The sequence below is a fragment of the Ignavibacteriales bacterium genome (genome assembly GCA_026390795.1).
In the GTDB taxonomy this organism is placed as follows: Bacteria; Bacteroidota; Ignavibacteria; order Ignavibacteriales; family Melioribacteraceae; genus Fen-1258.
The window spans coordinates 2504032-2529545 of the sequence record JAPLFG010000003.1; the positions used below are offsets into that span (position 1 = coordinate 2504032).

Genomic DNA, 25514 nt, shown 5'->3' on the forward strand with positions numbered 1-25514 from the left:
AGCCCAAATTCTTAGTTAGTCAAATGATCCATTTACAGGTATATTTGCAACAACAAACGAGAAAAAATGTGGTAAAAGTATTTTTAAGAAAAAACGAAGAACGTAGAGTAAAACAAGGACACCTCTGGATTTTCAGTAACGAAATAGAAAAGATTGAAGGACAAGCTTCAAATGGTGACCTTGTTCAAGTATACGATTCCAAGAACAATTTTATCGGGTGCGGATTTTATAATGCTAATTCACTTATAGCTGTTAGAATCATCTCATATAAAGAAGAGATTGATCTGCAAAAGTTATTCCACGACCGTTTACACTCGGCATATAATTTTAGAAAAGCAATTTATCCGGAAAGAGATTCATACCGGATGGTTTTTAGCGAAAGTGATTTTCTGCCCGGACTTATTATTGATAAATACAACGATACATTTGTTCTCCAGGTTTACTCTGCCGGAATAGAGAAGGGAATCGAATACATTGTAAATATTTTGAAAGATGACTTCTCGGCAAAAAATATATTTTCGAAAGGTGAAGAATATTTCCGCAAACTGGAAGGTTTACCGGTCGAGAACCAAATTTATCTTGGTGAGATGAACGAAGAAATTATTTCCGACGGTAAAATCAAATACAAAATTAATTTTTCAACCGGACACAAAACCGGCTTCTATTTTGATCAATGCGATAATCGGGAATTCTTCGGTAGATTTTGTAATGATAAATCTGTACTTGATTGTTTCTGTAATTCCGGTGGTTTTGGTTTACATGCATCTAAAGGCGGCGCTGAATATGTGGAATTTGTAGATTCATCATCAGAAGAACTGAAAAACGCAAAAGAGAATTTTTCTCTTAATGGATTTAACGGCAAAGTTGATTTCATTCAATCTGATGTATTCGATTATCTGGAAAAATGTAAATCTGAGAAAAAAACTTTTGATGTGATAAATCTGGATCCTCCTGCATTTGCAAAGAGTAAAAAAACTATAGCAACAGCTCTAAAAGGTTACGAAAAGTTAAACCGTCTTGCTATGGAATTATTAAAAGACGGTGGTTTATTATTCACTTCATCATGTTCGCATCATGTGAAAACGGATCTGTTTTTGGAAGCAATCAATAATGCTGCATTGAAAGCCGGAAAGAACATTCAGCTTTTCTATTTCAATAATGCCTCATTAGATCATCCATCACTGCCGGTAATGGATGAAACTGTTTATCTTAAATTTGCTGCTTTCAGAGTTTCATCCAAATAAAAAAAAACTGAAGCAATAGTCTGCTTCAGCTTTTTTCTAATAATCTAATTCTGCTTAATAACTAACTAAAAATCCTCAAGCTGTTTCCGGAGAATGATGTGTTGTATTTAACAAGTGATCGTGGTGCTGGTCCGTTTGTAACAGTTCCGTCCAACGCATAGGTTGAACCATGAAGAGGGCAAAAAAACCTATTGTTATTTAACTGAAACTCTATTGTTGTTCCCTGGTGAGTACAAGCTTTAGAAACGGCAACGAATGAAGTTGGATTGACACGGCCAATAATAATGCCGTCAGAAACAAGCGATCCGCCAACGGTAGTCAATGCTGCATTGGCAGATAGAGTTAAGTCAAGTGTCATATCTACATTTGTTGGTGCTGTTGGTACATCATTACCATTTGCACTACATCCGACACAATATACTAAGCCGGCAATTGCAGCTCCTTTCCCAAGAGTTGTTAAAAATTCTTTTCTATCCATTTAGTTTGCCTCTAAGATTAGTTATCAATACCGGAATCGATAATTAGTTAATGATTTATTGAATATTAAAAACTTGAGTCAGACTGAATTTAAGAGTGTCCTTAACGGGTATCAGCAGCAACGACGGTCTCTCCACTTTAAATGCCGTTAGACTAATATTAAAATTTCCATTAACAATTAATTTATTGTTTGTCCATTTAGTGGCGGCCGAGATTACAATATCTTTTGTAATCCCATGAAATGTGAGTTTACCGTAAACTTTTAGACTGTCACCCTTTTGAGAAATGCTTGTACTTGCAAATCTTGTATCGGGATATGTGAGAGCGTCAACTGCTTCCATAGCGTGCGAATCCCGGTTAGAATTTCCGCTGTCAAAAGTAGTAACATCCACCTGTACGGTAACTTTTTTAATTTCTTTCGTGGTAGGATCAACATCAATAGTACAGTAGGCTTCCTTGCTAGTTGATTCTACTTCATGAAGCAGATGTGTAAGTTGATATGTAATTGTAGATTCCTTTTTTACAGCTTCTATTTGTTTTATCTCCGCAAATAAAATTGAATTCAAAACAAAGAGCCCGATTAATATTACATTTATTTTTCTCTTCACATTTATCTCCTTCTAAAATGTTATTACTATCATTGCGCTGGCAAAAATCGCTGTTGTTATATATCCCGCAATCTGATGATAATGTGCTTTGTCCATATGAAATGCACGTCTCGTATCAATTAATTTTCCTAGTATAGGAGTAATTATCATTCCCGCCACATGGAACCAAGCAAGAGTTTTATGAAGAGAGGTCGTACTGAATTCATCACGGCGAATTAGTGGCGGGGGTGAAAGAATTGATAACAACGCAGTGAGAGAATATGTGGCGATTGTTGCCGTAACTAAAGCTCGCTTAGTTTGTATAACACTAAAGTCTCCATCAACAATCCGTTGACCGTAATAACAAGTTGCCAGCATTAAACCGAGCGATGCGAAACCTCCGATTTGATGAATAGAAAGCATAGTCCTGCGTATTTTGAGTTCGTTCATTCTTGATTCACGTGTCAATTCCGGTGCTATACCGATTCCTCGTAGGATGCTGTGCTCGCCCCATAATCCCTTTTCCATCAAACTCATATTGTCCGGCAACAATTTTGGTTTAAAAACTTGGATGGTAGTATCCGGTTGAGCTGAAATTGAAATTGAAGATGTTTCTGTTGAATTAAGAGAATCTGGGAATTGTAATATTCGGCTTCTTAGTTCTAAGATTGAAGAGAGTTCTTGTGCAAATAAAAATGGTGCGCTTAAAAAAATGATAAGAAATATTTTAGAAAAATATTTGTTGTTATAAATAAATTTTAATAAAACTTGAAACGGGGTGATTTGCAACGAAAGGTTTGAGTCCATTTTTACCTCATTTATTTAATAGTATCACATATTATTCCTTGATCCTCTCTATAATTTAAAAGTCCAACACAGTTCTTGAATTATAAGTTCCAAAACTATAATTGCGGTATCAATTTTTACCTTAATGAGCAAAAGTTATTAATGGAGAAATATTTCGAAATAAACAGACTCTCTCCCGCATTAGCGGGAGAAAAGTAGCTAAACATATTTTCAGGAAGTTGTAAGCGTACAATTTAATATAAAGTATTTTTTTAAATGTATCTACTCTGTTTTTAAAATTCCTAATGCGCTCATAAGTCCAAACTGTCTGAACACGTAGTTAGATTCGGCTGCTATAGTATTGTTGCTTGCCTGTAGATAATCTCTGTAAGCCTGCTGTTGATCAATAAAAGTAGCACTGCCTAGAACATACGAATCCTTTTTAATTGACCATGTTTCTTTTGCAGATTTTAAGGCGGCTTTAGTAACTTCTAATTCTAATTTGGCAGATTGCAAATCTATAACTGCATTCTTGACATCACTTTTAATCTGTCTTTCTAATGCAGTTAGATCTTCATTACTGTTTTTAATTTGGACTTGAGCCGACTGTGTTGCAAAATCTGTGCTCCATCTGGAGAAAATCGGCAAGCTGAATGAAAGTCCTACGCTATAAACTTTTCGATTAAATAAATTTGAAGGTTGAGTTGCGCTTGACGAAAAATTATAGTTGCCTGATAAACTTGGTAAAAAACCGCTTTTTGCAATTGACAATTGATACTCGGCACTAAGCAATTTAGCTTTTTGACTTTGGTAATCGTTCCTATTATTGAGAGCGGTTTGGTAAACACTATCAATGTTGTCTAAATATGTTGAAGTCTCCGGCATATATGCGGAATCCATCACAAAAATATAATCTTTCAATACATCCTTAGAGAGATAATTCAACAAATTGATTTTTGCTTTTTCATAATTGTTCTTCACTTGCAGATAAGAAAGTTGTGAATTGGAAGTCTGATATTCTTGTGAATATAAATCAGCATTCGCAACCATTCTCAAATCGAACATCTCCTTCACTTTTTGAAGCAGATCCGTGTTGTACTTTTGATCCTCCTTTTGGAAGCTAAGTATCTTCTCATTGTTAACGACTGTTACAAATAGACTTACTGTTTGCAAGACAACATCCTGCCGCAATTTATTCAAATCATATTTTGCCGATTGGAGATCATTTTTCTTTTGATTCAATGTGTTTATGTTCGAAAGTCCATCAAACAAAGTAACATTTCCGCCAAGAGAGACGCTATAATTTCTCGAATCGGATTCGGATGCGGGAAGGTTTTGAGGCTGACCATAAAAATCAAGTACCGTACTGCCCGAACTGCTAGTCCGCTGCCAGTTCCATCCGCTGTTGAGATTTAACGTCGGCAAAAAACTACCGTAGGCACTTTTCACTGCCGCGTTGGAGATTTCTAAATTGTTGCCGCTTTTTACAATTGAAGTATTTTGATTTAACGCCGTTGTAATAGCGCTGCTCAAAGTTATTTTTTCTTGCGCATTAACTTGAATAAAACTTGTCAATGTGAAAATAGAGATGAAAATTATTTTTACATACTTCATCAGATCATCCTGAAATTTATTAATGAACAAATTATTTTTTTTACTCATACCTTAATGCATCAATAGGATTGAGTGCCGATGCTTTACGGGCTGGATAAAAACCAAAAAAGATTCCTATCGCTCCGGCAAACCCGAATGCTATCATTATTATCTGTGGTCTAATATATGCCGATTGATCTGTATAATTATTCAATATATAAGCGATCAAGAAAGAGAGGCCGACGCCTATAACACCTCCGGATAAACTAAGAACAATTGCTTCGGTTAAAAACTGAACTAGAATATCTGAAGCCCTTGCACCTACTGAAAGTCTAATTCCAATTTCTCTTGTTCTTTCCGTTACAGAGACAAGCATAATATTCATAATTCCGATTCCGCCGACTACCAGAGAGACACCCGCAACCGATGCAAGTAGAATTGTTAAGATACGGGAGGTAGCTGTTGCAGTTTCAGATAAATCAGATTGATCTTGAATTGTAAAATCATCTTCTTCTCCGGGGCTAAGCTTATGTGATTCCCTCATTAAACTTTTTAATTCTGCTATTACAGCAGGAATTCTATCGTTAGAGATTGCGCTTACTTGTATTGAGCCGATACGCATATGATCTCCGGAGAGCCGGTCTCCTACTGTTCTTGATGGAGCTAATATAATATCATCGTTACTTGTACCTTGTGCGCTTTGTCCCTTTGGTTTTAGTGTTCCAATTACCCTAAACGGAACACTTCGAATTCTAATTTGTTGTCCTACTGCATCATCATTAGGAAATAAGTTTTTAACTACATCGGCACCGAGAACGCAAACTTTTGATCTTGCCATCACATCTCTTTCCGTAAAAAATTCGCCACTTGCTAAAGGCCATGCTCGAATTTCTAGATAATCCGGGGAAACACCCTGGATTCTTGTAAACCAATTTCCTACTCCGCCGATTACTTGTCCTCCCGAAAATACAATTGGAGTAGCGCCTTTAATTAGGGTTGCTTCATTCTTAATTTTATCAACATCTTCCCATGTAAATCTGTTAAAAGTACCGGAACCTCTATTAACACCGCCCGTTGTTGAAGCGCCCGGCGTAATAATGATTAAGTTAGAACCGAGTGAAGCAATCTGCTGTTCAACTTTTAATTGAGCTCCGTCCCCGATAGCAACCATTACTACTACTGCCGCAACTCCGATAATTATACCAAGCGCAGTAAGCAAACTTCTCATTCGAGATTTCAAAATGCTTCTCGTAGCAACTTTTAATATAATTTTAGCTTTCATAAAATGTTTCCTTCTATTCTACTATTTCAGCTGCAGCTTTAACTCTAATTAATTCTTCTTCAGCACTAAGCCGGTCTTTAATTATGTTATCTTTTATTATTCTGCCATCCCGCATTTCAATTATTCTTTTAGCGAATGCGGCAAAGTCTCTTTCGTGTGTAACCATTACAATTGTAATCCCTTCTTCATTTAATTTTTGGAAGAGATTAAATACCTCTACAGAAGTAACGCTATCCAAATTACCGGTTGGCTCATCTGCAAGAATCAAAGAGGGTTCATTAACTAAAGCTCTTGCCAGAGCAACCCGTTGCTGTTGACCTCCGGAAAGCTGACTTGGTATATGATGGATTCTATCTGCAAGACCCACTCTCTTTAATGCTTCAGTAGCTTGTTTCTGATGATCTTTAATTTTTTCCAAGCGATCGTACATTAAAGGAAGTTCGACATTTTCCAAAGCAGATGTACGCGGCAGTAAATTAAACCCTTGAAAAACAAAACCAATTTTCTGATTACGGATATGAGCATACTCATTCTGAGGAAGTTTGCTTGTGTTTATTCCGTCAAGAAGATAATCGCCTGAAGTAGGCATGTCCAAACATCCCAGCAAATTCATTAGTGTTGACTTACCTGAACCCGAGGCACCCATTATGGCAACAAATTCACCTTTTTGAATTGTGATATTAACTGATTTCAATGCATGAACATCAACTTCGCCGACAGTATAGGTTTTGGTAAGGTCAACAGTTTTAATTAAAATATTTTCCAAAGTTTGTCTCCTAATTAAAATCCTCTACCAGGACCGCGATTACCACCCTGAGTTGGGTTAAATGGATTTGTACTTGTTGAAGCTGGAGCGTCATTCTCAATAATTCCGCTAATTACTTTCATTCCTTCTTTTAGGTTTCTGCTCCTAAGAATTTCAGTATTTTTTCCATCCGTTAATCCTGCAGCAAACATGCTCATCTGTAATTTATTGTTTTCATCAAAGTACCAGACTCTGGTAGCAGTACGTCTTCTTTGACCTCCGTTACCACCGCCCATTGCATTCTGCCCGCCGAAGTTTCCGCCTCCGCCTGTTGATCCTTGACCGAATTGTCCGCCGCCTCTTTCTTGCATTTTTTTCTTAACGCTATCCGGAAGGCTTGCCAATTCCTTTTCTCTATTTTTCTGATACTCGGCAGCCATTTCATCAGTCGGTTGAAATCTAAGAGCAACATTCGGAACAAGAAGTACGTTTTCTCTATAGTCAACATAAAAATCAACCGTCGCGGTCATTCCCGGTAATAATAGTCTATCTTGATTATTAGCTTTAACAACTACAACGTAGCTAACCACGTTTGATACAACATTTGGATTCAATCTGATTTGATCCACTTCACCGTCAAATCTTTTATTCGACTGAGATTGAACTGTGAATTGAACCTTTTGCCCCATCTTAATCTGTCCTATATCGCTTTCATCAACATTAGTTAAAATCCTCATTGATGAAAGATCTTCTGCGATAGTAAATATAGTAGGTGATGACAGACTAGCTGCTACTGTTTGACCTTCTTCCACTGCTCGATTAATTATTGTTCCCGAGATTGGAGCATAGATAAAGGCGTAATTCAAATTTAATCTTGCTCTCTCAAGAGCTGTCATAGCAGATTTCTTAGATGCAAGTAATACTTGTACATTTGTTTTAGAAGCAATAAAGTCAACTTCATTCATAAAATTCTTTTCATAGAGTTTTTTATTTCTTTCATGAACCGCTAAAGCCTGATCGTATTGCGCGTTGGCTCTATCAAGGCTGGATTGGGCGTCTCTTACAGATGCGGCTAAAACTACAGTATCAAGAACTGCAATCAATTGTCCTTTCCTAACCTGACTGTTGAAGTCCACAAGAAGTCTGTCAATTTTACCAGAGACTTGGGTTCCGACATCAACCGTTTTAATTGCCTGTATTGTACCGGAACTACTGATAATCACATTCAAATTACCTTTTGTTAATTCTACGTAACTGAATTTTGTAGATTTACCATCTCCGCTGAAAAACAAAAAGTACGCAATTATTAATAACCCTATAATTACTGCTGAAACAATGATTGATTTCTTTTTCATAAGTGTTCTCAAGTTCTATGTGTGATATTTAATTAAAAAAAATTATTACTGTCTATTCCTGCCCTGACCCTGCATTTTGTTCTTTCGTTCTTCTATCATTTTCTTAAGCTCTTCTTTTTGAGCAGGTTTTAAGAATTTCATTATTTCATCATTTGTTCCTTGGTTGATTTTCATCATTTCTTCTCTAAAATTATCTCTGTTTCCGCTGTCTCTCATCTCCTGCATTTTCTTTTCTGCCTTTACTAAAATGGCATCAACTTTTTTAGTCTGATCAGCATTCAATTTGAGTCTTTCTTGGTATTGCTTAACTCTTTCTTCGTGAGTCATCCGACCTTGGGCAACAATTGCCATCGAAGAAACAAAAAGAATTAATGTCAAAAATAAAGTTACTCGTCTCATTTTTTACTCCATAGATGTTTGTTTAATAAATAAACTTGTTAAGTGGATTCTATCCTGTGTACACTTATACACATCATAAATAATACTGGTTTAATCAATTTTATTTGCAAAATCCGTCACAATAACCTTACAAATTTCCATTTCTGCATATTTGTTAAAATTTGCGAACTATTATTAGCTATGTTACCGTTAAGAGTCCAGCCTACGGAAAATTTTTAAGATTTTTTAACATTTGGATCGGGCAATAATTGGAGACCTCGCAATTCTATTTTTCATTTTCTTATATTTGTCACCGCAAAAAAAATGAAGAATTAACAATTTTTAACCGGAATTCAGAAACAATAGTTTCCGGATGTTTGTAGAAAACCATTCGATATACAAAAACAGTGAGGGTTAAAATTGGATATTACAGCACTCAACGAAAAAATCAGAAGAGAAAGCGATTTCATTGATGTTCTTTTCAACGAAATTGGTAAAACAATTGTTGGACAGAAAGCGATGCTTGAGCGACTTGTTGTTGGTTTACTTGGCAACGGTCACGTTTTACTCGAAGGCGTACCGGGTTTAGCAAAAACTCTTGCAATCAAATCTCTCGCCTCGTCAATGAAAGCAAAATTTCAACGCATACAATTTACTCCGGATCTTCTTCCGGCAGATCTAATCGGAACATTGATTTATAATCAGAAAGACGGAAACTTTGCAATTAAGAAGGGACCAATCTTTGCTAATTTTATTCTTGCCGATGAAATTAACCGTGCGCCCGCCAAAGTTCAAAGTGCGTTACTTGAAGCAATGCAGGAACGGCAAGTAACAATTGGCGAATCAACTTTCAAGTTGGATGATCCGTTTCTTGTTCTTGCTACTCAAAATCCGATTGAGCAGGAAGGAACATATCCATTACCGGAAGCGCAAGTAGACCGATTTATGCTGAAGGTGAAGATCACTTATCCAAGCCGGGAAGAAGAACAAAAAATTATGAAGATGAATACAACTTCCGATAATCCAACAATTAATGCTGTGATTAATCCGGAAGATATTTTAAGAGCCCGCAAACTTGTTCAAGAAATTTATGTTGATGAAAAAATTGAGAAATATATTCTTGATATTGTCTTCGCTACAAGAAATCCGAAAGATTTTGGATTGGATGAATTGACAGATTTAATTAGTTACGGAGGATCGCCCCGTGCATCTATTAATCTTGCATTGGGTGCCCGTGCTATGGCTTTCATCCGCCGCAGAGGCTATGTAATTCCGGAAGATGTTCGTTCGATTTGTTCCGATGTTTTGCGTCATCGTATTGCGGTCACTTATGAAGCCGAAGCAGAAGATATTTCTTCCGAAACAATTATTTCAAAAATACTTAACAAAATTGAAGTACCTTAATAGCATTCAGCTATCAGCTGTCAGCAGTCCTTTTTAATTGCTGAAAGCTGTATGCCGAAAGCTGAGAGCTCTTAAAATGCTGACTAAAGAATTATTAAAACAAGTTAAACAAATCGAGATTCGAACACGCGGAGTTGTGAACGATGTCTTTTCCGGTGAATACCATTCGGTTTTCAAAGGAAGAGGAATGGAATTCTCGGAAGTCCGTGAATATTATTTCGGCGATGATATTCGTAACATTGATTGGAATGTAACCGCAAGGTTTGGCCATCCTTACATCAAAATATTTGAAGAAGAACGTGAATTAACCGTAATGCTGCTTGTTGATATGAGCGGTTCGCTTGTCTTTGGTTCTGTTGAAAAAACAAAACAACAAATTGCCGCTGAGTTGAGCGCAATACTTGCATTCTCTGCATTGAAGAACAATGATAAAGTCGGATTAATTTTATTTACAGATAGAATTGAAAAATTTGTTCCGCCTAGAAAAGGGAAAAGTCATTCGCTAAGAATTATACGGGAAGTTCTTTCATTCGAACCGGAAGGAAAAGCAACAAGTATTCGTCAAGCTTTAGAATATTTTAATCATACTATTAAAAAGAAAGCAATCGTATTTCTAATCTCCGATTATATTGACAGCGGTTACGAAAAAATTTTACGGATTGTCGGAAAGAAGCATGACCTGATCGGTGTGGTTCTCAGAGACGTTCGTGAAAAATCTTTAATTGATGCCGGATTAATTAAATTCCGTGATGCGGAATCCGGCGAGATTCGTTTTTTAGATACCGGTGATAAATCTGTTCGTAAATCAATAGCAGATGAACACAAGCGCTGGATGGAATACCGCCGTCAACTTTTCCTTTCGAGCAGATTGGATTCAATCGATATCGAAACTTCCGGTTCATATATAAAACCGCTTGTTGATTTCTTCAAACTGAGGGAAAAAAGATGGTAAAATTCTTACGGTTCTCTTTTGTATGGATTCTCTTTTCTCTTTCTTTTATTAATGCGCAGAATATTTCTGTTAGTGCAACCACAGATACAACAATTTATAAAGTCGGCGATTTTATAAAATACCAGATTGAAATAACTCATGAAAAAGGAATTGTAGTTTATCTTCCGTCGATTAAGGACAGTATTAAGACTCTCGAGTTCATACAAGCTTTCCCGGCAGAGAAAAATGAAGCCAATAATAAAGTAATTGAACGATACCGTTTTATCTTTTCAAAGTATGATTCTGCTCAAGTAACAATTCCGGCCGTTACCGTTGCTTATACTGAATGGAGTTCGGTTAAAAAAAATATCAAGACAAATCCTATTACAATAACGGTTCGCACTCTACCGGTTAATACACAGGAAGATATTCGCGATATTAAAGAGCCGCTTAAGTTGCCGTTGAACTGGCTCTTAATTGGGCTGATAGTATTTTTGATTTTTGCTCTGCTGGTTGCGGCGTATTTCGTTTACAGATATTATAAAAAGAGAAATGCATTGAAACAAAGTATAATACCGGAAATTAAAATTCCGCCTCACGAAGCTGCTCTTGCGAAGCTTGCAGAACTGGAACAAAAGAAATTATGGCAAAACGGTTTTGTAAAACAATTTCATAGTGAAGTAACCGAAATAGTCCGCCAGTATTTTGAAGACAGATTCAACTTCCGTGCTTTGGAAATGACATCCGCAGAGATTCTTGCCGTGTTAAGTTATATGGAAGACGGAAAAAAGATAGTCGGAACATCTGAAAATTTCTTTAGCAATGCAGATCTTGTAAAGTTTGCGAAATTTGAACCGATGCCTAAAGTAAATGAAGAAATGATGAAACAAGCTTATGAAATTGTCAATCAAACTTTTCCGGCAGCTGTACCGCAAATTGTAAGCGAGGAGAAAAATGTTTAGGGATGTAACATTCGCTTATCCTTTTGTATTGTGGTTCCTGCTTCTTATGCCGGCACTCGCATACTGGTACTGGAAAAAGAAAGATAAAATTTCTCCCGATTTTACTTACTCATCAATTCAAATATTCGGTAATATTCCAAAAAAGTTAAAAGAAAAGCTCGCTGATCTTCCCTCATGGTTAAAAATAGCTTCACTCGCTTTTTTTATAGTAGCCGCGGCTCGACCGCAAAGTTTTTCAAGCGGAGAAAATCTTCATACAGAAGGAATTGACATTGCAATGGTGCTCGATATTTCCGGAAGTATGATGGCGGAAGATTTCAAACCTAACCGCGTTGAAGCGGCAAAGAAAGTTATTGATGATTTCATTGCAGGCAGAACAAATGATAGAATCGGTCTTGTAATTTTTTCCGGGGAAAGTTTTACACAATGCCCGCTCACGGTTGACTATTCGGTTCTTCGCGGATTGCTCAAAGAAATTCATACCGGAATGATTGAAGACGGAACCGCAATTGGAAATGCTATTGCCAACGGTGTAAATAGATTGAAAGACAGCAAATCAAAAAGTAAAGTAATGATTTTGCTGACCGACGGTGTGAATAACCGCGGCGAAGTTGATCCTCTTACCGCCGCACAAATTGCGCAAAAATTTGGAATAAGAATTTATACAGTTGGTGTTGGAACTGTTGGCGAAGCGCCGTATCCGTTTCAAACTCCGTTCGGAGTTCGCTATCAGATGGTTCCGGTCGATATTGATGAAAATAGTTTACAGCAAATAGCTAAAATCACCGGCGGAAAATATTTCCGGGCAACCGACAACAGAAAATTGGTTCAGATTTACGACGAGATTGACCGGTTGGAAAAAACACGCGTTGAAGTTACATCATATAGACAAGCGAAAGAACTTTTTTACGGCTGGGCATTCATCGGTTTGTTTCTCCTTGTTACCGATATCGGTTTATCAAGAACTTATTTGAGAAAACTTCCGTGATACGATTTGCAAATAGCGAGTATCTTTATCTGCTCTGGATTATTCCGGCATTAATCGCATTGTATTGGTTTACAATGCAGAAGCAGAATAAGATTCTTGAAAAATTTGCCGGCACAAAAATGCACGACGTACTATTTCCGTTGAGAAGTAAACTAAAATCATCGCTCAAATTTGGAATAACTCTTTTTGCGATTCTCTTAATAATTGTAGCTCTGGCTAATCCGCAAGTAGGAACAAAAATTGAAGACGTTAAGCAGATTGGTATTGAAGTATACATTTTACTTGATGTTTCTAAAAGCATGGCTGCGGAAGATATCAAACCGAGCCGTTTAGAAAAAGCAAAATTCGAAATCTCAAAGCTGATTCAAAAATTACAAGGTGATAAAATAGGGCTGGTTGTATTTGCGGGTGATGCATTTATTCAATTCCCATTAACATCCGATTACTCCGCTGCTAATTTATTTTTGAACGCCGTTGATTTTAATTCTGTACCACAGCAGGGAACAGCAATAGGGCCGGCAATAGATTTAGCATTGAAATCGTTTAAGTATGATGACGATACTAAGAAGGCGGTTGTTGTAATTACAGACGGAGAAGATCACGAAGGAAATATTGATCCTTCTCTTGATGAAGCGAAGTCCAAAGAAGTTCCTATTTATTCAATCGGGTTTGGTTCGCCTGCCGGAGTGCCGATTCCCGAGTATAATGATTCAGGCGTTCAAACGGGATACAAGAAAGATAATGAAGGTAATATTGTTCTGACAAAACTTGATGAAACTATATTAAAGACAATTTCCGAAAAGACTGCTGGGAAATATTACCGCGGCAGCAATACCGAAGATGAACTTGATGCAATTTACAATGATCTGGCAAAAATTCAGCAGTCTGAATACGGATCGAAACGAATAACAGATTATGAAGACAGATTTTATTATTTCTTAATTCCGGCTCTATTAATTTTAATTGGTGAATTTTTCATCTCTTCGAATAAATCAAAATGGCTCGCAAAGTTCGAAAAATTACGCGAGGTAAAACAATGATGAAGAAAAATATATTATTTATCGGTCTACTATTTCTTACGTCGGTCTTATCTGCTCAAAGTAAAAGAAGTTTGAACAACAATGGTGTGGATCTTTACAAAGACAAAAAATTTACCGATGCGGAAGTGAAATTCAAAAAAGGTTTGGAAAAAGATCCGGAAATGTTTCAAGGTCATTTCAATCTTGGCGATGCTTATTATAAACAAGGCCGTTACGATGAAGCAATCCAATCATACAAAAATTCTTTGCAGTTTACAGATAACAAAGAAAGACAGGCACAAGTTTATCATAACATCGGAAATTCTTTGCTGAAACAGAAGAAATATCAAGACGGTATCGGTGCTTATAAAAATTCGCTGAAACAAAACCCGGATGATCTTGAAACAAAATATAATCTTTCTTACGCGCTAGATATGCTGAAGCAAAATCAACAGCAGAAGCAAAATAAGGATGATAAAAATAAAGACAAGAATAAGGATCAGAATAAAGATCAACAGCAGCAGAATCAAGATCAAAATGACAAGAATAAAGATAAACAACAGAATCAGCAGCAGCAACAACAGCAGAAAAATCAAATATCTAAAGAAGAAGCGCAGCGGATATTGGAAGCATTAAAGAATAACGAAACGAATACTCAGAAAAAATTGAGAAAAGTAAAAGGTAAACCGGTTGCAACGGATAAGGATTGGTAAGAAACCTGTAACTTGTGACAAGTATTTAGTATCTAGTATTTAGTAGTTAGTATCGAGTATCAAGCATCGAGAATATAAATGTTGATAAGTGAATCTAAAAAATATTTGTTAGCTGTGACAATTCTTCTGTGCGGCATTTTTGTCCATTCAATAAATGCGCAGCAGTTTAACGCAACGGTTGATAAAACTACAGTTGGACAGTACGACCGCTTTCAAGCTTACTTTACTTTTGACGGCGGAGATGTGAATGGACTGAGTAATTTTCGAGCTCCTGCATTTAGCGGATTCAAAATATTGAGCGGTCCAAATCAATCCAGCAGTATGCAGATCATAAACGGAAAAGTTTCCGGTTCGGTTACGTTCTCTTATATTTTGCAGCCCGGCGCTCTGGGCGAATTCACAATTGCATCCGCATCCGTTGACTACAGTGGAAAAACTTTTCATACGGAGCCGATAAAAGTCAAAGTTGGGAAAGGAACACCGCAGCAACAAAAGGAAAGCACCGGCGGATATACACAAGAGGAACTTGCAAAAAATGTTTTCATAGTTGCAGAAGCAAACAAAACACGCGCACTGCTTGGTGAGCAAATAACCGTTACATACAAACTTTATACAAAATTAAATATTTCTTCACCGCAAGTATCAAAACTTCCGTCATACGAAGGATTCTGGGCCGAAGAAGTTGGTCCTCTTCAAAATATAAATTTTGAAATCGGAATGTACAAAGGTGAAAGATACCGCGTTGCTAAAATCAAGCAAGTCGCACTCTTTGCATCAAAGACAGGCTCACTTTCCGTAACGCCTTTCGAATTAAATATACCTGTGATTGTTAAAAAGAAAAAAACCGGCAATGATGTTTTCGATGAATTTTTTAATGATTCTTTTTTCGGAAGAACAGAGACTGTTGAATTCCCAGCAAAGTCAAACACAATTAAAGTTGAAGTTGATCCTCTACCATCAAACGCACCGGCTTCATTCAACGGTGCTGTAGGCGATCTGAATTTCAAAGCGGAAGTTGATAAGAAAGATGTAGTTACAAATGAAAGTATAACGCTAAGATTAACATTAAGCGGTAACGGAAATATAAAGTTATTGAAAGTACCCGAACCCCAGCTACCGAGCGGCTTTGAAAAATATGAACCGAAGACGGTTGAAAATATTAACCGCGGTGCGTTGATTTCCGGTCAAAAAATAATTGATTACTTAATCGTGCCGCGTACTGCCGGTGAAAAGGAAATTCCTCCGATCGAGTTTACTTACTTCAATCCGTCATCCCGCAGATATATTACTTTAAAATCACCGCCGTTCAAAATAAATGTGCGTCAAGGTGTAGCCGGAAATGAAACTGCTTCACAAGGATTTGTGAGAGAAGATGTAAAACTTCTTAGCGAAGATATTCGCTTCATTAAGACTTCGGATTTTAATCTTGAACCGCGTCAGGATATCTCACTTATCAAGCCGTGGTTCTGGTTTTCAATTATACTTCCGCTTTTTGGAATGATCGGTACAATTGTTTTCAAAAGACGTCATGATAAACTTACCGGAAATGTTAAATTGATGCGGTATCAGAAAGCAGAGAAGGCGGCGCGTAAGAGATTAAAACTTGCCAAAGATGCGCTTGATAAAAATAATACTACAAATTTTTATTCTGAATTATCATTGGCTTTGTTCGGCTATCTTGAAGATAAATTGGGAATTCAAAAATCGGAATTCACCGTTGAAGGAGCTGTTGAAAAACTTTTGCATAGAAATGTTGACGATGCTTTAATTGACCGTGTTAAGAGAATTGCAGAGAAATGCGAATACGCGCGTTTTGCACCCGAAGGCGAAACATCTGCCGTGGCGCCTGAATTTTATGATGAGACTGTTAAGGTAATTATAGAGGTTGATTCGTCACTTGATGCGAGGAAGAAAAGATGATTTCAAAAACGGCAAAAGTTTTTATTAGTTTCTTAATTACTTTACTGTGTTTAACCGGTAATAATTCATTCGCACAATCTCATGATGATCTTATGAAGAGTGCAAATAAATATTATCAGGAAGGGAATTACCAGCTTGCAGCCGAATCATATCAAAAAATATTGGGACAAGGATTTGAGAGCGGCGCACTTTATTATAATCTTGGCAATGCATATTTCAAAGCCGGCAAACTTGGTTCTGCGATTTACAGTTATGAAAAAGGGTTAAAGATTGAACCTAATGATGAAGATTTGGCTTACAACCTAAAAATTGCCAATTCAAGAACTGTAGATAAAATTACCGAGTTGCCAAAGTTATTTCTTGTTTCTTGGTGGGAAGGATTGGTTACGTCCTTAAATGTTTCTGGCTGGTCTTTCATTGTAATTCTTATATTCTGGATTTTACTTGCAAGTATTGCGGTTTATATTTTCTCACGCAGGTCAATCCTTCAGAAAATTTCTTTTCTAAGCAGCTCAACTTCTCTTGCGCTGTTGATCATTGCGGCCGTTTTACTTTTTGCACGCGTTAACCGTGAAGCCGCAACAGACTACGGAATTTTGTTGGATCAAATGTATTCGGTAAAAGTCTCGCCGGATTCCAAAAGCAACGACGCGTTTGTTATTCACGAAGGAATAAAATTTGCAATTGAAGATCATGTGAACGATTGGACAAAAATTCGTTTGATTGACGGTAAAGTCGGATGGATCCAAAAAGGTTCATTTGGACAGATATAGTTTGGACAACACGCAGGCAAAGAAATACAGTAATACAAAACTTATTCTTGGAATAGCTGAAGCTGTTATTTCATTTGTTCTCCTCTTTCTTTTTATTCTGCTTGGTCTCAGCATAAAGCTTGAAAACTATTTACGGTTAGCAATCACTAACGATTACTTACTACTCTTAGCTTATGTTTTAGTCCTCGGAATCTTCTCTTCAATTCTTTTTTCGCCGATTAATTATTACACCGGTTTTTACCTGGAACACAAATACAATCTTTCTAACCAAACGTTTTGGAAATGGATCTGGGAAGGTTTAAAAGGAACTTTGGTTGGAACCGTAATCGGAATCCCCGTATTGCTCCTTTTTTATTTTATTATGAAAAGTTTCGGATTAATGTGGTGGCTCCCGTTCGCTGTGCTGATGTTTATTCTTTCAGTTGTACTTGCTCAGATTGTACCAATAATCATCCTACCAATCTTCTACAAAATTACTCCGATAGAAAATGATGACTTTAAAGAAAGAATTGTTGCGCTTAGTAAGGATGCCGGATTAAAAGTGCAGAATGTTTTTAAATTCAATATGAGTAAGAATACAAAGAAAGCTAATGCCGCATTTACCGGGCTTGGCAAAACTAAAAGAATTCTTCTAGGCGATACACTTCTTGATAATTACACTAATGATGAAATTGAAACTGTTATAGCACATGAATTAGGGCATTACAAAAAAAAGCATATTGTTAAAAATATTTTTATTGGAACCGTCTTCAGCTTCTTAACTTTTTTCCTTATTGCACAACTTCACAGATTATCGCTGAGTCTATTTGGTTTTAAAGAGATTGTCCAAATATCCTCACTTCCGCTTCTTCTATTATGGGGAGGAATCATAGGATTGATTCAAACGCCAATTTCAAATTTCATATCACGCAAATTTGAATATGAAGCAGATGAATATGCTATAGTCTCAACAAATAAAACCGAATCCTTCATCAATACTTTAGAAAAATTAACCGATCAAAACCTTGGCGACCGTGAACCGCTCCCTATAGTTGAGTGGTTTTTCTACAGTCATCCTTCAATCACGAACAGAATCTCTGTCATCAAGTCAATTACTTCTCACTTACAAAAATGATTTTATTACTTATATTTGCAGTGAATCAACAAGAGAAATTATTGTAAATGGTAAGAAGAATTATTGGTCTAATCTGTATTGATTTACTACTGGCAATTCTCCTTGTCAGTTGTAAATTTTCCGGCGGGCCGACTGATACTTCACAAACTGACACCACAATACCTTCGGCAGCTCAGCCTTTGAACAATTCTACGGATCAAAATATTATTCAAACATTAAAGTGGGAATCTGATAACGCTGTTTCTTATGATGTTTACCTTGATAAGGGAAACCCGCCTCTTCAAATTGTTGCATCTAAAATCAATCAGAAGTTCTTTGCTCTAACAAGTTCTTTGGATTACTATTCTACTTATTACTGGAGGGTAGTGGCAAATTTTTCTGGCGGTTCTCAGGCAAGTTCACCGGTGTTCAAGTTTACAACGATTGCAAATTTAAATCCAAGTCAAGCCGGATATGCGTTGAAATTGAAAAGGCAGGAAACTCAATTGCCGAATAATGTCAATCTGTCATTTCAAGTTGTAGATTTATTCAATGTTGGTGTAACAACGTTGAGCAGGGATGATTTTGAAATTTATGAAGACGGACTTCCGCTTCAATCTGAATCTTTAGCTGAGATAAAAAAACTAAATGAATTGCCAAACAAAATTAGAACTGTATTGATGCTGGATAACAGTACTAGTTTAACTAATGTTGAGATTGAAAAGATTAGAACTGCCGCTTCCTCATTTGTGAATAAAATGACTCCGAACCAGGAAGTTGCAATCTATCAGTTTTCGGAAAATATAGAAATACTTTCCGATTTTACAAGCAATCAAAATAATCTTAATGTTGCGATTAATAATTACAGATCCGGTGCGGGATCGACAAGTCTTTATTATGCCGTAACTGTTGGTGCGTCACTTTGGGAAGACAATTATTCAGTTGATGGAATTTTGCAAGGCACGATGATTGTGTTCACAGACGGAAATGAAACCGCCCAGCCGACAACAGAAGCTCTGAAGGAAGCGATAAATGCTGTCAGTAATAAATCGGTATTCACAATTGGATTACGCGGCAAAGACCCGCTTGATGAAGAAACTTTGCAGAGATTAGGTACTTCCGGTTATTTTCCAATAAACGATATTTCACAATTGGATGCACAATTTACGCTTATCCAACAAAGTATAAATGTGAGAGCAAACAGCATTTACCAACTGAACTATAAAAGTCCGAGACGCGGCGGAGATTACGCACTTACAGTCCGTGTGAAAGGAAATCCTTATACCGGTACCTTCTCTTTTATTTTTGCAAAGTACAGCAGCGCCGGATTTTTTTCTAAAATAGGCTTGAGATAGTTTATGTCTGTTACCCGTAAAGAAGTCGAATATATTGCTCAGCTGGCACGGCTCAGATTCAAAGATGAAGAATTGGAAAATTTCACTTCTCAGTTAAACGAAATATTGAATTACGTTGATAAATTAAACGAGCTCAATACGGAAAATATTGAACCGTTATCTCATCCAATAGAAGAGATTAATAAATTTCGTAATGATGAACTCAAGCCTTCAATAGAAAGGGAAGAAGCATTAAAAAACGCTCCGGATAGAACGGATGAATTTTTCAAAGTACCCAAAGTAATTAATAAAGACTAATACCAGATGATTATTGGAATAATACCCGCTCGATTTGCGTCAACACGTTTAATTGGAAAACCGCTTGCAGACATCGGCGGTAAACCTATGATTCAACACACTTACATTGGCGCAAAAAAATCTAAACTGCTGGATAAAGTTGTAATAGCAGTTGATGATGAAAAAGTTTTTCAAGTAGTTAAAAGTTTTGGCGCCGAAGCATATATGACGCCGCAGAGTTGCGCAAGCGGTTCCGACCGGATAGCATATGTAACCGAACAAATTCCGGATGCAACAATCATTGTTAATATTCAAGGTGATGAACCGTTTATAAAAGGAAAGATGATAGACGAGGCAATCGAGCCGCTTCTCTTCGATAAAAAAGTTAATCTCTCAACGCTTGCACGGAGAATTACAAATGTGGAAGAAATGAAATCTCCATCCGTAGTAAAGGTTGTTTTCGATTACAAAAACTTTGCTTTATACTTTTCACGTTCGCCAATTCCATTTGTTAGGGAAGCAAAAACGAATCTGGCGCGTATTCAAACTGCAGAAATTTATAAACATATCGGTTTGTACGTCTACCGCCGAGATACTCTTTTAAAATTTAACGGACTTAGACCAACCGATTTGGAACAGATTGAAAAATTAGAACAACTCCGCTTTCTTGAACACGGTTTCAAAATGAAAATTGTGTTAACTGAGTATGATAGTTTGTCGGTTGATACTCCTAAAGATTTGGAACTTGCACGCCGTTTCTACGAAAAGCATTTTAAATTGCAGGATAGAGGTCCGAGAAAATAGATTTGTTAGATTGTCTTTTCACAGCAGCAATGTTATTTTTGGATAGAGATTTATTAATCTCTGAAAATTCTAAGGAGATAATTGATGGAACGAAAGATAAGGGTGTTGGTAGCAAAAGCAGGATTAGACGGACACGATAGAGGCGCAAAAGTAGTTGCCGCGGCTCTGCGAGATGCCGGTATGGAAGTAATTTACACCGGACTTCGTCAAACACCCGAAATGATTGTTGAAGCGGCAATTCAAGAAGATGTTGATGCTATTGGAATTAGTATTCTTTCCGGCGCGCACATGACTTTATTTCCGAGAATATTGAATCTAATGAAAGATAAAGATGTTAATGATATTCTTCTTTTTGGCGGAGGCATTATTCCAAAAGAAGATCTAGCAAAATTAAAAGAACTTGGGGTTGGTGAGTTATTCACTCCGGGTACTTCGACACAGGATATAATAAAATTTTTAAAAGAGTGGACTGAAAATCACCCTCGGAATTAATTGAAAAATCATTTTTGAAATGGATGCCTCCAATTGTTAGGAGGCATTTTTTGTTTTAGTCAAATTCATTTCTACCGTTTTTTAAGTGGTATTCTTTATTTATTTTTATAACCAGATTAATTGGAAAATTTTTTGATGTCTTCAAATCCTAGAAAACGCATAATTTTTTTAGATCTTATGCGAGCATTAGCTGTACTAATGATGGTTCAAGGGCACACTATTGATGCTTTTCTTGGCGATCAATTCAGATCGTTTGATTCACCTCTTTACAATATTTGGTTTACTATACGCGGGTTCACAGCGCCAATCTTTATGTTTACTTCAGGTGTTGCATTCACGTATCTGCTGAAGTCGAACAAAGAACCGTTTTTTCAAAATCCGCGTGTGCTGAAAGGAGTTCACCGATTTATTATCTTGGTTTTAATCGGCTACCTTCTTCGGTTTCCAACTCCCCGCATGTTCGATTTTAGTGAGGTTACAAAAGCGCAATGGCTTGTATTTTTTACTGTTGATGCTTTACAATTAATCGGATTCGGTTTGTTATTTATTTTGTTTCTTTCTTTTATTGCCGAAAAGTATAAAGCAAGCGACTATTTAGTTTTTTCATTAGGTGCTTTATTCTTCTTTTTTATGTTCCTTGTGACTGAAAAGATAAGCTGGGCAAATTTTTTGCCGATCCCTTTTGCCGCTTATTTTTATCACGGCACCGGTTCATTCTTTCCTCTATTTCCTTGGAGTGGTTATGTTATTAGCGGGGGGATACTCGGCACCTATCTTGCGAAAAATCCATTATCATATAACACCAAAAAATTCAGCTACAATTTATTCGGCTTTGGTTTGATCTCTCTGGTTATCTGCTTTTTTATCCATCAAATTGAAAACTACTTATACGGGCAAAAAACTTTTTGGACAGATAACTCAGCTCTAATTTTTTACCGCCTGGGTTTTATTCTAATACTCAACAGTATTATGTCTTACATTGCGCTTAGTCTTAAGACTATACCGGAGATTATTCAGCAAGTAGGAAAGAATACACTTCTCATCTATGTTGTTCATATTGTTGTTCTTTATGGCAGTGCCTGGATTCCAGGTTTTGCTATGTTTTATCCCAAAACTTTGAATATTCCTCTCTCTATTCTTGCTGCAATTCTTCTAATAGTTACTATGTTTGGAATGATCTCTTTACTTGAACTATTGAAAAGCTATCGGCGCAAAAAAATTGTATCGGTTAAGATTTAATTTTATCGGAGAAATGAGTGAAAAGAAAATCGGAGAATCTTAATCCCGTAATTAACGAGGAAGAAATAAAAATTGAGCACTCTCTTCGTCCGCAAAAATTTAATGAGTTCACCGGTCAATCCAAAATAACAGATAATCTAAAAGTTTTTATCGGTGCTGCAAAAATTAGAAACGAAGGTCTCGATCACGTTCTTCTTACAGGACCTCCGGGACTCGGCAAAACCACTCTCGCTCATATTATTGCAAATGAGCTTGGTGTTAAAATTAAAGTTTCATCCGGACCTGTTTTAGAAAAACCTGGTGATCTTGCCGGTCTTTTAACAAATCTCGAAGAAAAATCGGTTTTATTTATTGATGAAATTCACCGTTTGAGTCCCGTTGTAGAAGAATATCTTTATTCGGCAATGGAAGATTATAAACTTGATATTATGATTGACAGCGGACCCAACGCCCGCTCTGTTCAGATTAAACTTCCTCATTATACATTAATCGGTGCCACAACACGTGCCGGTTTATTAACAGCTCCTTTACGCGACCGGTTTGGAATTAAATCCCGTCTCGACTATTATGAAAGCGATCTAATAAAAAAAATAATCCATCGTTCTGCAGATCTACTCAACATAAAACTTGATGAAGACGCGGCTATTGAATTAGCAAAACGTTCTCGCGGCACACCGAGAATAGCAAACCGTCTGTTGCGCCGGACCCGTGATTTTGCTGATTATGAACAAAAAAAAATAATTGATATTTCGATTGCAAAAAAAGCACTTAATTCTTTAGAAGTTGATGAGTTCGGTCTTGATGAAATGGATAAAGAAATAATTCTTACCATCATTGAAAAATTTAACGGCGGACCGGTTGGATTGAATACCGTTTCCGTTGCCGTGAATGAAGACCCTGGAACAATTGAAGAAGTTTATGAGCCGTTTCTAATTCAACAAGGATTTATACAAAGAACACCTCGCGGAAGAGAAGCCACAGATCTGGCTTATATCCGGTTCAATAAAAAACGTGGAATTCAAAAATCTCAAGAAAGTCTTTTTGAATAAATAAGGTGACACTGTTATGATCCATGTAAACAAAATTAAAATCGGAAGTAATTCTCCATTTGTACTAATTGCCGGTCCATGCGTAATCGAGAACGAAAAGATCACAATGAATACTGCCGAGGAAATTAAAAAAATTACCGGCGACTTAAATATTCCATTTATTTTCAAATCGAGTTATAAAAAAGCAAACCGTACAAATATTAATTCTTTCAGCGGTATTCATTTTGAAAAAGCACTTAAAATTTTACAAAAGGTTAAGAAAGAATTCTCAGTTCCGATATTAACAGATATTCATAATGAAAAAGAAATTGAAGCAGTTTCTGAAATTGCCGATGTATTACAGATTCCGGCATTCCTTTGCAGACAAACCGATTTGTTATTAGCAGCCGCAAGAACCGGAAAAATTATCAACATCAAGAAAGGTCAGTTTCTTGCACCGGAGGATATGAAGCACGTTATCCAAAAAATTGAATCGGTAAAAAACAAAAAAATTCTATTAACGGAACGCGGCACAACATTCGGCTATCATAATCTTGTTGTTGATATGCGTTCTCTCGATATTATGAAAGGTTTAGGTTACCCTGTAATTATGGATGCAACTCATGCCGTACAATTGCCAAGCGATTCTAATGTTTCCGGCGGTGAAGCACGGTTCATTCCAACTTTAGCAAGAGCCGCCGCCGCCGTTGGAATAGACGGATTGTTTCTTGAAGTTCATCCCGATCCTACAAAAGCATTGAGCGATGCTGCAAGTCAGCTACCTCTTCATTCACTTAAAAAACTTTTAGTCTTGATTAAACAGATAGATGAATTAGTGAAAAATGAAAAGTGAACTCCTGAATAAATTCCGGGAGATCAAGATATTTCTATTCGATCTTGATGGTGTTCTCATGAACGATGGTGAATCGGCTGAAAAATGTACAGAATCTGTCGCCGGGATCTGCAATGAATTTAAACTGCTTGATGCAATGTTTGGAATCGTTACTGCTCGATCGGATGATAAGTTGATCGACAAATTAAAAACTATAGAAAATTGTTTTGTCTTGAACGGAACTTTGGATAAAGTCTCAATGGTAAATGTTTTTTTAAACTCCAGATCGATCATTTATCAAAACGTTTTTTATATGGGGGATAGCATATTAGATATTCCTCTTTTACAAAAATGCGGTTTATCGTGCGCTCCGAAAAGCGCAAGAAGGGAAGTAAAGAGAGCTGTTTCATTCAGCACAAACGCAGATAATTGCGAAGAGCTGCTGAAAGAAATATTAAATTACTATAAAAAATCAAAGGAGCCAGCAAGCCGTGCAACAAAATATTAACGAAATATTTCCGAGAGAACTTAGCCCTAGAGAAAAAAGTTGGCTTTTTGCTGCCTTGCCTGAAAATAAATTGGGCTACAAACAATACCGCGATATAATTGAAAATCTTCTGGTTATTGGTTACGGCAGATTTGGTGAAGGAAACTTTATACTTGGCGAAAAAGATGATCAGATTGATCTCGATATTTCATCCTCTCCGATTCTTGCGGTCGCAAATATAACTTTTGATATCGGTAAAGTATATGTTACAATCCACGAAGAACAGGAAGGGCAAATAGAAGTTGATATCAAAGTAACTGCGGGTGAAAATATTCCGGATGATTTGACACAAGCAAAAGTATGGACTTACTCGAACTGGTTGCCGGGTGATAAAGCGCCGTTTGATAAATCATACGTTCGAGAAGTCAAATTGATCAAGAATGAAATTATTCTGGCAATTGCGCCTGTTCATAAAAAAGTTTGGGTTTATAATGCTAAGAGTGGTATTAATCACTTTGTGCCAGTAACTAATTATTTTAATGAAATGATGATACTTCTTAATATTAAGGATCCGGAGAAAGCGCTGAACCCGGGCAGATTATTTACTAACCTTGATGAATTTACAGACGAGCAGTTAGTTCAAGGATTCTTGGCTTACAACAAGTATTGGCAGAGAATTGAACTGGATTACAGTTATTTTCAAAAATAAGTAAGATCGTAATAAACATTTTTTAGTTTCTTCTTTCCTGTA

27 protein-coding genes are annotated in these 25514 nt (G+C 36.7%); 19 read left to right on the forward strand and 8 right to left on the reverse strand.

Annotated features, from left to right (window positions below; translation table 11 throughout):
• Positions 1–68: 68 nt before the first annotated feature.
• Complete coding sequence (locus NTX65_14455) at positions 69–1244, forward strand: class I SAM-dependent rRNA methyltransferase (protein ID MCX6170544.1); 1176 nt, start codon at positions 69–71, stop codon at positions 1242–1244.
• 61 nt (positions 1245–1305) lie between these two features.
• Here the strand turns inward: NTX65_14455 and NTX65_14460 are convergent, their stop codons facing one another.
• The 8 genes from NTX65_14460 to NTX65_14495 all read right to left on the reverse strand — a co-directional run bounded on the left by NTX65_14460 (position 1306) and on the right by NTX65_14495 (position 8468).
• Complete coding sequence (locus NTX65_14460; GenBank protein MCX6170545.1) at positions 1306–1722, reverse strand: ubiquinol-cytochrome c reductase iron-sulfur subunit; 417 nt, start codon at positions 1720–1722, stop codon at positions 1306–1308.
• A gap of 55 nt (positions 1723–1777) precedes the next feature.
• Positions 1778–2329, reverse strand: coding sequence for a YceI family protein (locus NTX65_14465; GenBank protein MCX6170546.1), 552 nt, complete (start codon positions 2327–2329; stop codon positions 1778–1780).
• A gap of 12 nt (positions 2330–2341) precedes the next feature.
• Complete coding sequence (locus tag NTX65_14470; protein MCX6170547.1) at positions 2342–3115, reverse strand: hypothetical protein; 774 nt, start codon at positions 3113–3115, stop codon at positions 2342–2344.
• 261 nt (positions 3116–3376) lie between these two features.
• Positions 3377–4708 carry a TolC family protein gene (locus NTX65_14475; GenBank protein ID MCX6170548.1) on the reverse strand — a complete coding sequence of 444 codons (1332 nt, stop codon included), beginning with the start codon at positions 4706–4708 and terminating at the stop codon, positions 3377–3379.
• 40 nt (positions 4709–4748) lie between these two features.
• Positions 4749–5969, reverse strand: a complete 1221-nt coding sequence (locus NTX65_14480) for an ABC transporter permease (GenBank protein ID MCX6170549.1) — start codon at positions 5967–5969, stop codon at positions 4749–4751.
• A 13-nt stretch (positions 5970–5982) separates the two neighbouring features.
• On the reverse strand, positions 5983–6735 hold the full coding sequence (locus NTX65_14485; GenBank protein ID MCX6170550.1) for an ABC transporter ATP-binding protein: 753 nt from the start codon (positions 6733–6735) through the stop codon (positions 5983–5985).
• Positions 6736–6749: 14 nt separating this feature from the next.
• On the reverse strand, positions 6750–8069 hold the full coding sequence (locus NTX65_14490) for an efflux RND transporter periplasmic adaptor subunit (GenBank protein ID MCX6170551.1): 1320 nt from the start codon (positions 8067–8069) through the stop codon (positions 6750–6752).
• 45 nt (positions 8070–8114) lie between these two features.
• Positions 8115–8468 (reverse strand): hypothetical protein, encoded by a 354-nt coding sequence (locus tag NTX65_14495; protein ID MCX6170552.1) that lies wholly within the window; start codon positions 8466–8468, stop codon positions 8115–8117.
• Between the two features lie 399 nt (positions 8469–8867).
• Here NTX65_14495 and NTX65_14500 point away from each other — a divergent pair, with 399 nt between their 5' ends.
• The 18 genes from NTX65_14500 to NTX65_14585 all read left to right on the forward strand — a co-directional run bounded on the left by NTX65_14500 (position 8868) and on the right by NTX65_14585 (position 25472).
• Positions 8868–9851 carry an AAA family ATPase gene (locus NTX65_14500; protein MCX6170553.1) on the forward strand — a complete coding sequence of 328 codons (984 nt, stop codon included), beginning with the start codon at positions 8868–8870 and terminating at the stop codon, positions 9849–9851.
• Positions 9852–9927: 76 nt separating this feature from the next.
• Entirely contained in the window at positions 9928–10803 is an 876-nt protein-coding gene (locus NTX65_14505) for a DUF58 domain-containing protein (GenBank protein MCX6170554.1), read from the forward strand.
• Positions 10797–11744 (forward strand): hypothetical protein, encoded by a 948-nt coding sequence (locus NTX65_14510; GenBank protein MCX6170555.1) that lies wholly within the window; start codon positions 10797–10799, stop codon positions 11742–11744. The genes NTX65_14505 and NTX65_14510 overlap by 7 nt, the downstream gene beginning before the upstream one ends.
• Positions 11737–12732, forward strand: a complete 996-nt coding sequence (locus NTX65_14515; protein ID MCX6170556.1) for a VWA domain-containing protein — start codon at positions 11737–11739, stop codon at positions 12730–12732. The genes NTX65_14510 and NTX65_14515 overlap by 8 nt, the downstream gene beginning before the upstream one ends.
• Complete coding sequence (locus NTX65_14520; GenBank protein ID MCX6170557.1) at positions 12729–13772, forward strand: VWA domain-containing protein; 1044 nt, start codon at positions 12729–12731, stop codon at positions 13770–13772. The genes NTX65_14515 and NTX65_14520 overlap by 4 nt, the downstream gene beginning before the upstream one ends.
• Complete coding sequence (locus NTX65_14525) at positions 13769–14464, forward strand: tetratricopeptide repeat protein (protein MCX6170558.1); 696 nt, start codon at positions 13769–13771, stop codon at positions 14462–14464. Before NTX65_14520 ends, NTX65_14525 begins: the two co-directional genes overlap by 4 nt.
• Before the next feature lie 78 nt (positions 14465–14542).
• On the forward strand, positions 14543–16384 hold the full coding sequence (locus NTX65_14530) for a BatD family protein (protein ID MCX6170559.1): 1842 nt from the start codon (positions 14543–14545) through the stop codon (positions 16382–16384).
• Entirely contained in the window at positions 16381–17157 is a 777-nt protein-coding gene (locus NTX65_14535; GenBank protein ID MCX6170560.1) for a tetratricopeptide repeat protein, read from the forward strand. Before NTX65_14530 ends, NTX65_14535 begins: the two co-directional genes overlap by 4 nt.
• Complete coding sequence (locus NTX65_14540; GenBank protein MCX6170561.1) at positions 17108–18271, forward strand: M48 family metallopeptidase; 1164 nt, start codon at positions 17108–17110, stop codon at positions 18269–18271. The genes NTX65_14535 and NTX65_14540 overlap by 50 nt, the downstream gene beginning before the upstream one ends.
• 47 nt (positions 18272–18318) lie before the next feature.
• Positions 18319–19605: a VWA domain-containing protein gene (locus NTX65_14545; GenBank protein MCX6170562.1), complete on the forward strand. Its 1287-nt coding sequence runs from the start codon at positions 18319–18321 to the stop codon at positions 19603–19605.
• Positions 19606–19608: 3 nt separating this feature from the next.
• Positions 19609–19902, forward strand: a complete 294-nt coding sequence (gatC, locus tag NTX65_14550) for an Asp-tRNA(Asn)/Glu-tRNA(Gln) amidotransferase subunit GatC (protein ID MCX6170563.1) — start codon at positions 19609–19611, stop codon at positions 19900–19902.
• A 6-nt stretch (positions 19903–19908) separates the two neighbouring features.
• Entirely contained in the window at positions 19909–20685 is a 777-nt protein-coding gene (kdsB, locus tag NTX65_14555) for a 3-deoxy-manno-octulosonate cytidylyltransferase (GenBank protein ID MCX6170564.1), read from the forward strand.
• 84 nt (positions 20686–20769) lie between these two features.
• Positions 20770–21177, forward strand: a complete 408-nt coding sequence (locus tag NTX65_14560; GenBank protein MCX6170565.1) for a cobalamin B12-binding domain-containing protein — start codon at positions 20770–20772, stop codon at positions 21175–21177.
• A gap of 135 nt (positions 21178–21312) precedes the next feature.
• Positions 21313–22416 carry a heparan-alpha-glucosaminide N-acetyltransferase domain-containing protein gene (locus tag NTX65_14565; protein MCX6170566.1) on the forward strand — a complete coding sequence of 368 codons (1104 nt, stop codon included), beginning with the start codon at positions 21313–21315 and terminating at the stop codon, positions 22414–22416.
• A gap of 17 nt (positions 22417–22433) precedes the next feature.
• Entirely contained in the window at positions 22434–23465 is a 1032-nt protein-coding gene (gene ruvB, locus NTX65_14570; protein ID MCX6170567.1) for a Holliday junction branch migration DNA helicase RuvB, read from the forward strand.
• A 16-nt stretch (positions 23466–23481) separates the two neighbouring features.
• Positions 23482–24297, forward strand: a complete 816-nt coding sequence (gene kdsA / locus NTX65_14575; protein ID MCX6170568.1) for a 3-deoxy-8-phosphooctulonate synthase — start codon at positions 23482–23484, stop codon at positions 24295–24297.
• Positions 24287–24784: an HAD hydrolase family protein gene (locus NTX65_14580; protein MCX6170569.1), complete on the forward strand. Its 498-nt coding sequence runs from the start codon at positions 24287–24289 to the stop codon at positions 24782–24784. The genes kdsA and NTX65_14580 overlap by 11 nt, the downstream gene beginning before the upstream one ends.
• Positions 24768–25472: a hypothetical protein gene (locus NTX65_14585; protein ID MCX6170570.1), complete on the forward strand. Its 705-nt coding sequence runs from the start codon at positions 24768–24770 to the stop codon at positions 25470–25472. Before NTX65_14580 ends, NTX65_14585 begins: the two co-directional genes overlap by 17 nt.
• The last annotated feature ends 42 nt before the right edge of the window (positions 25473–25514 follow it).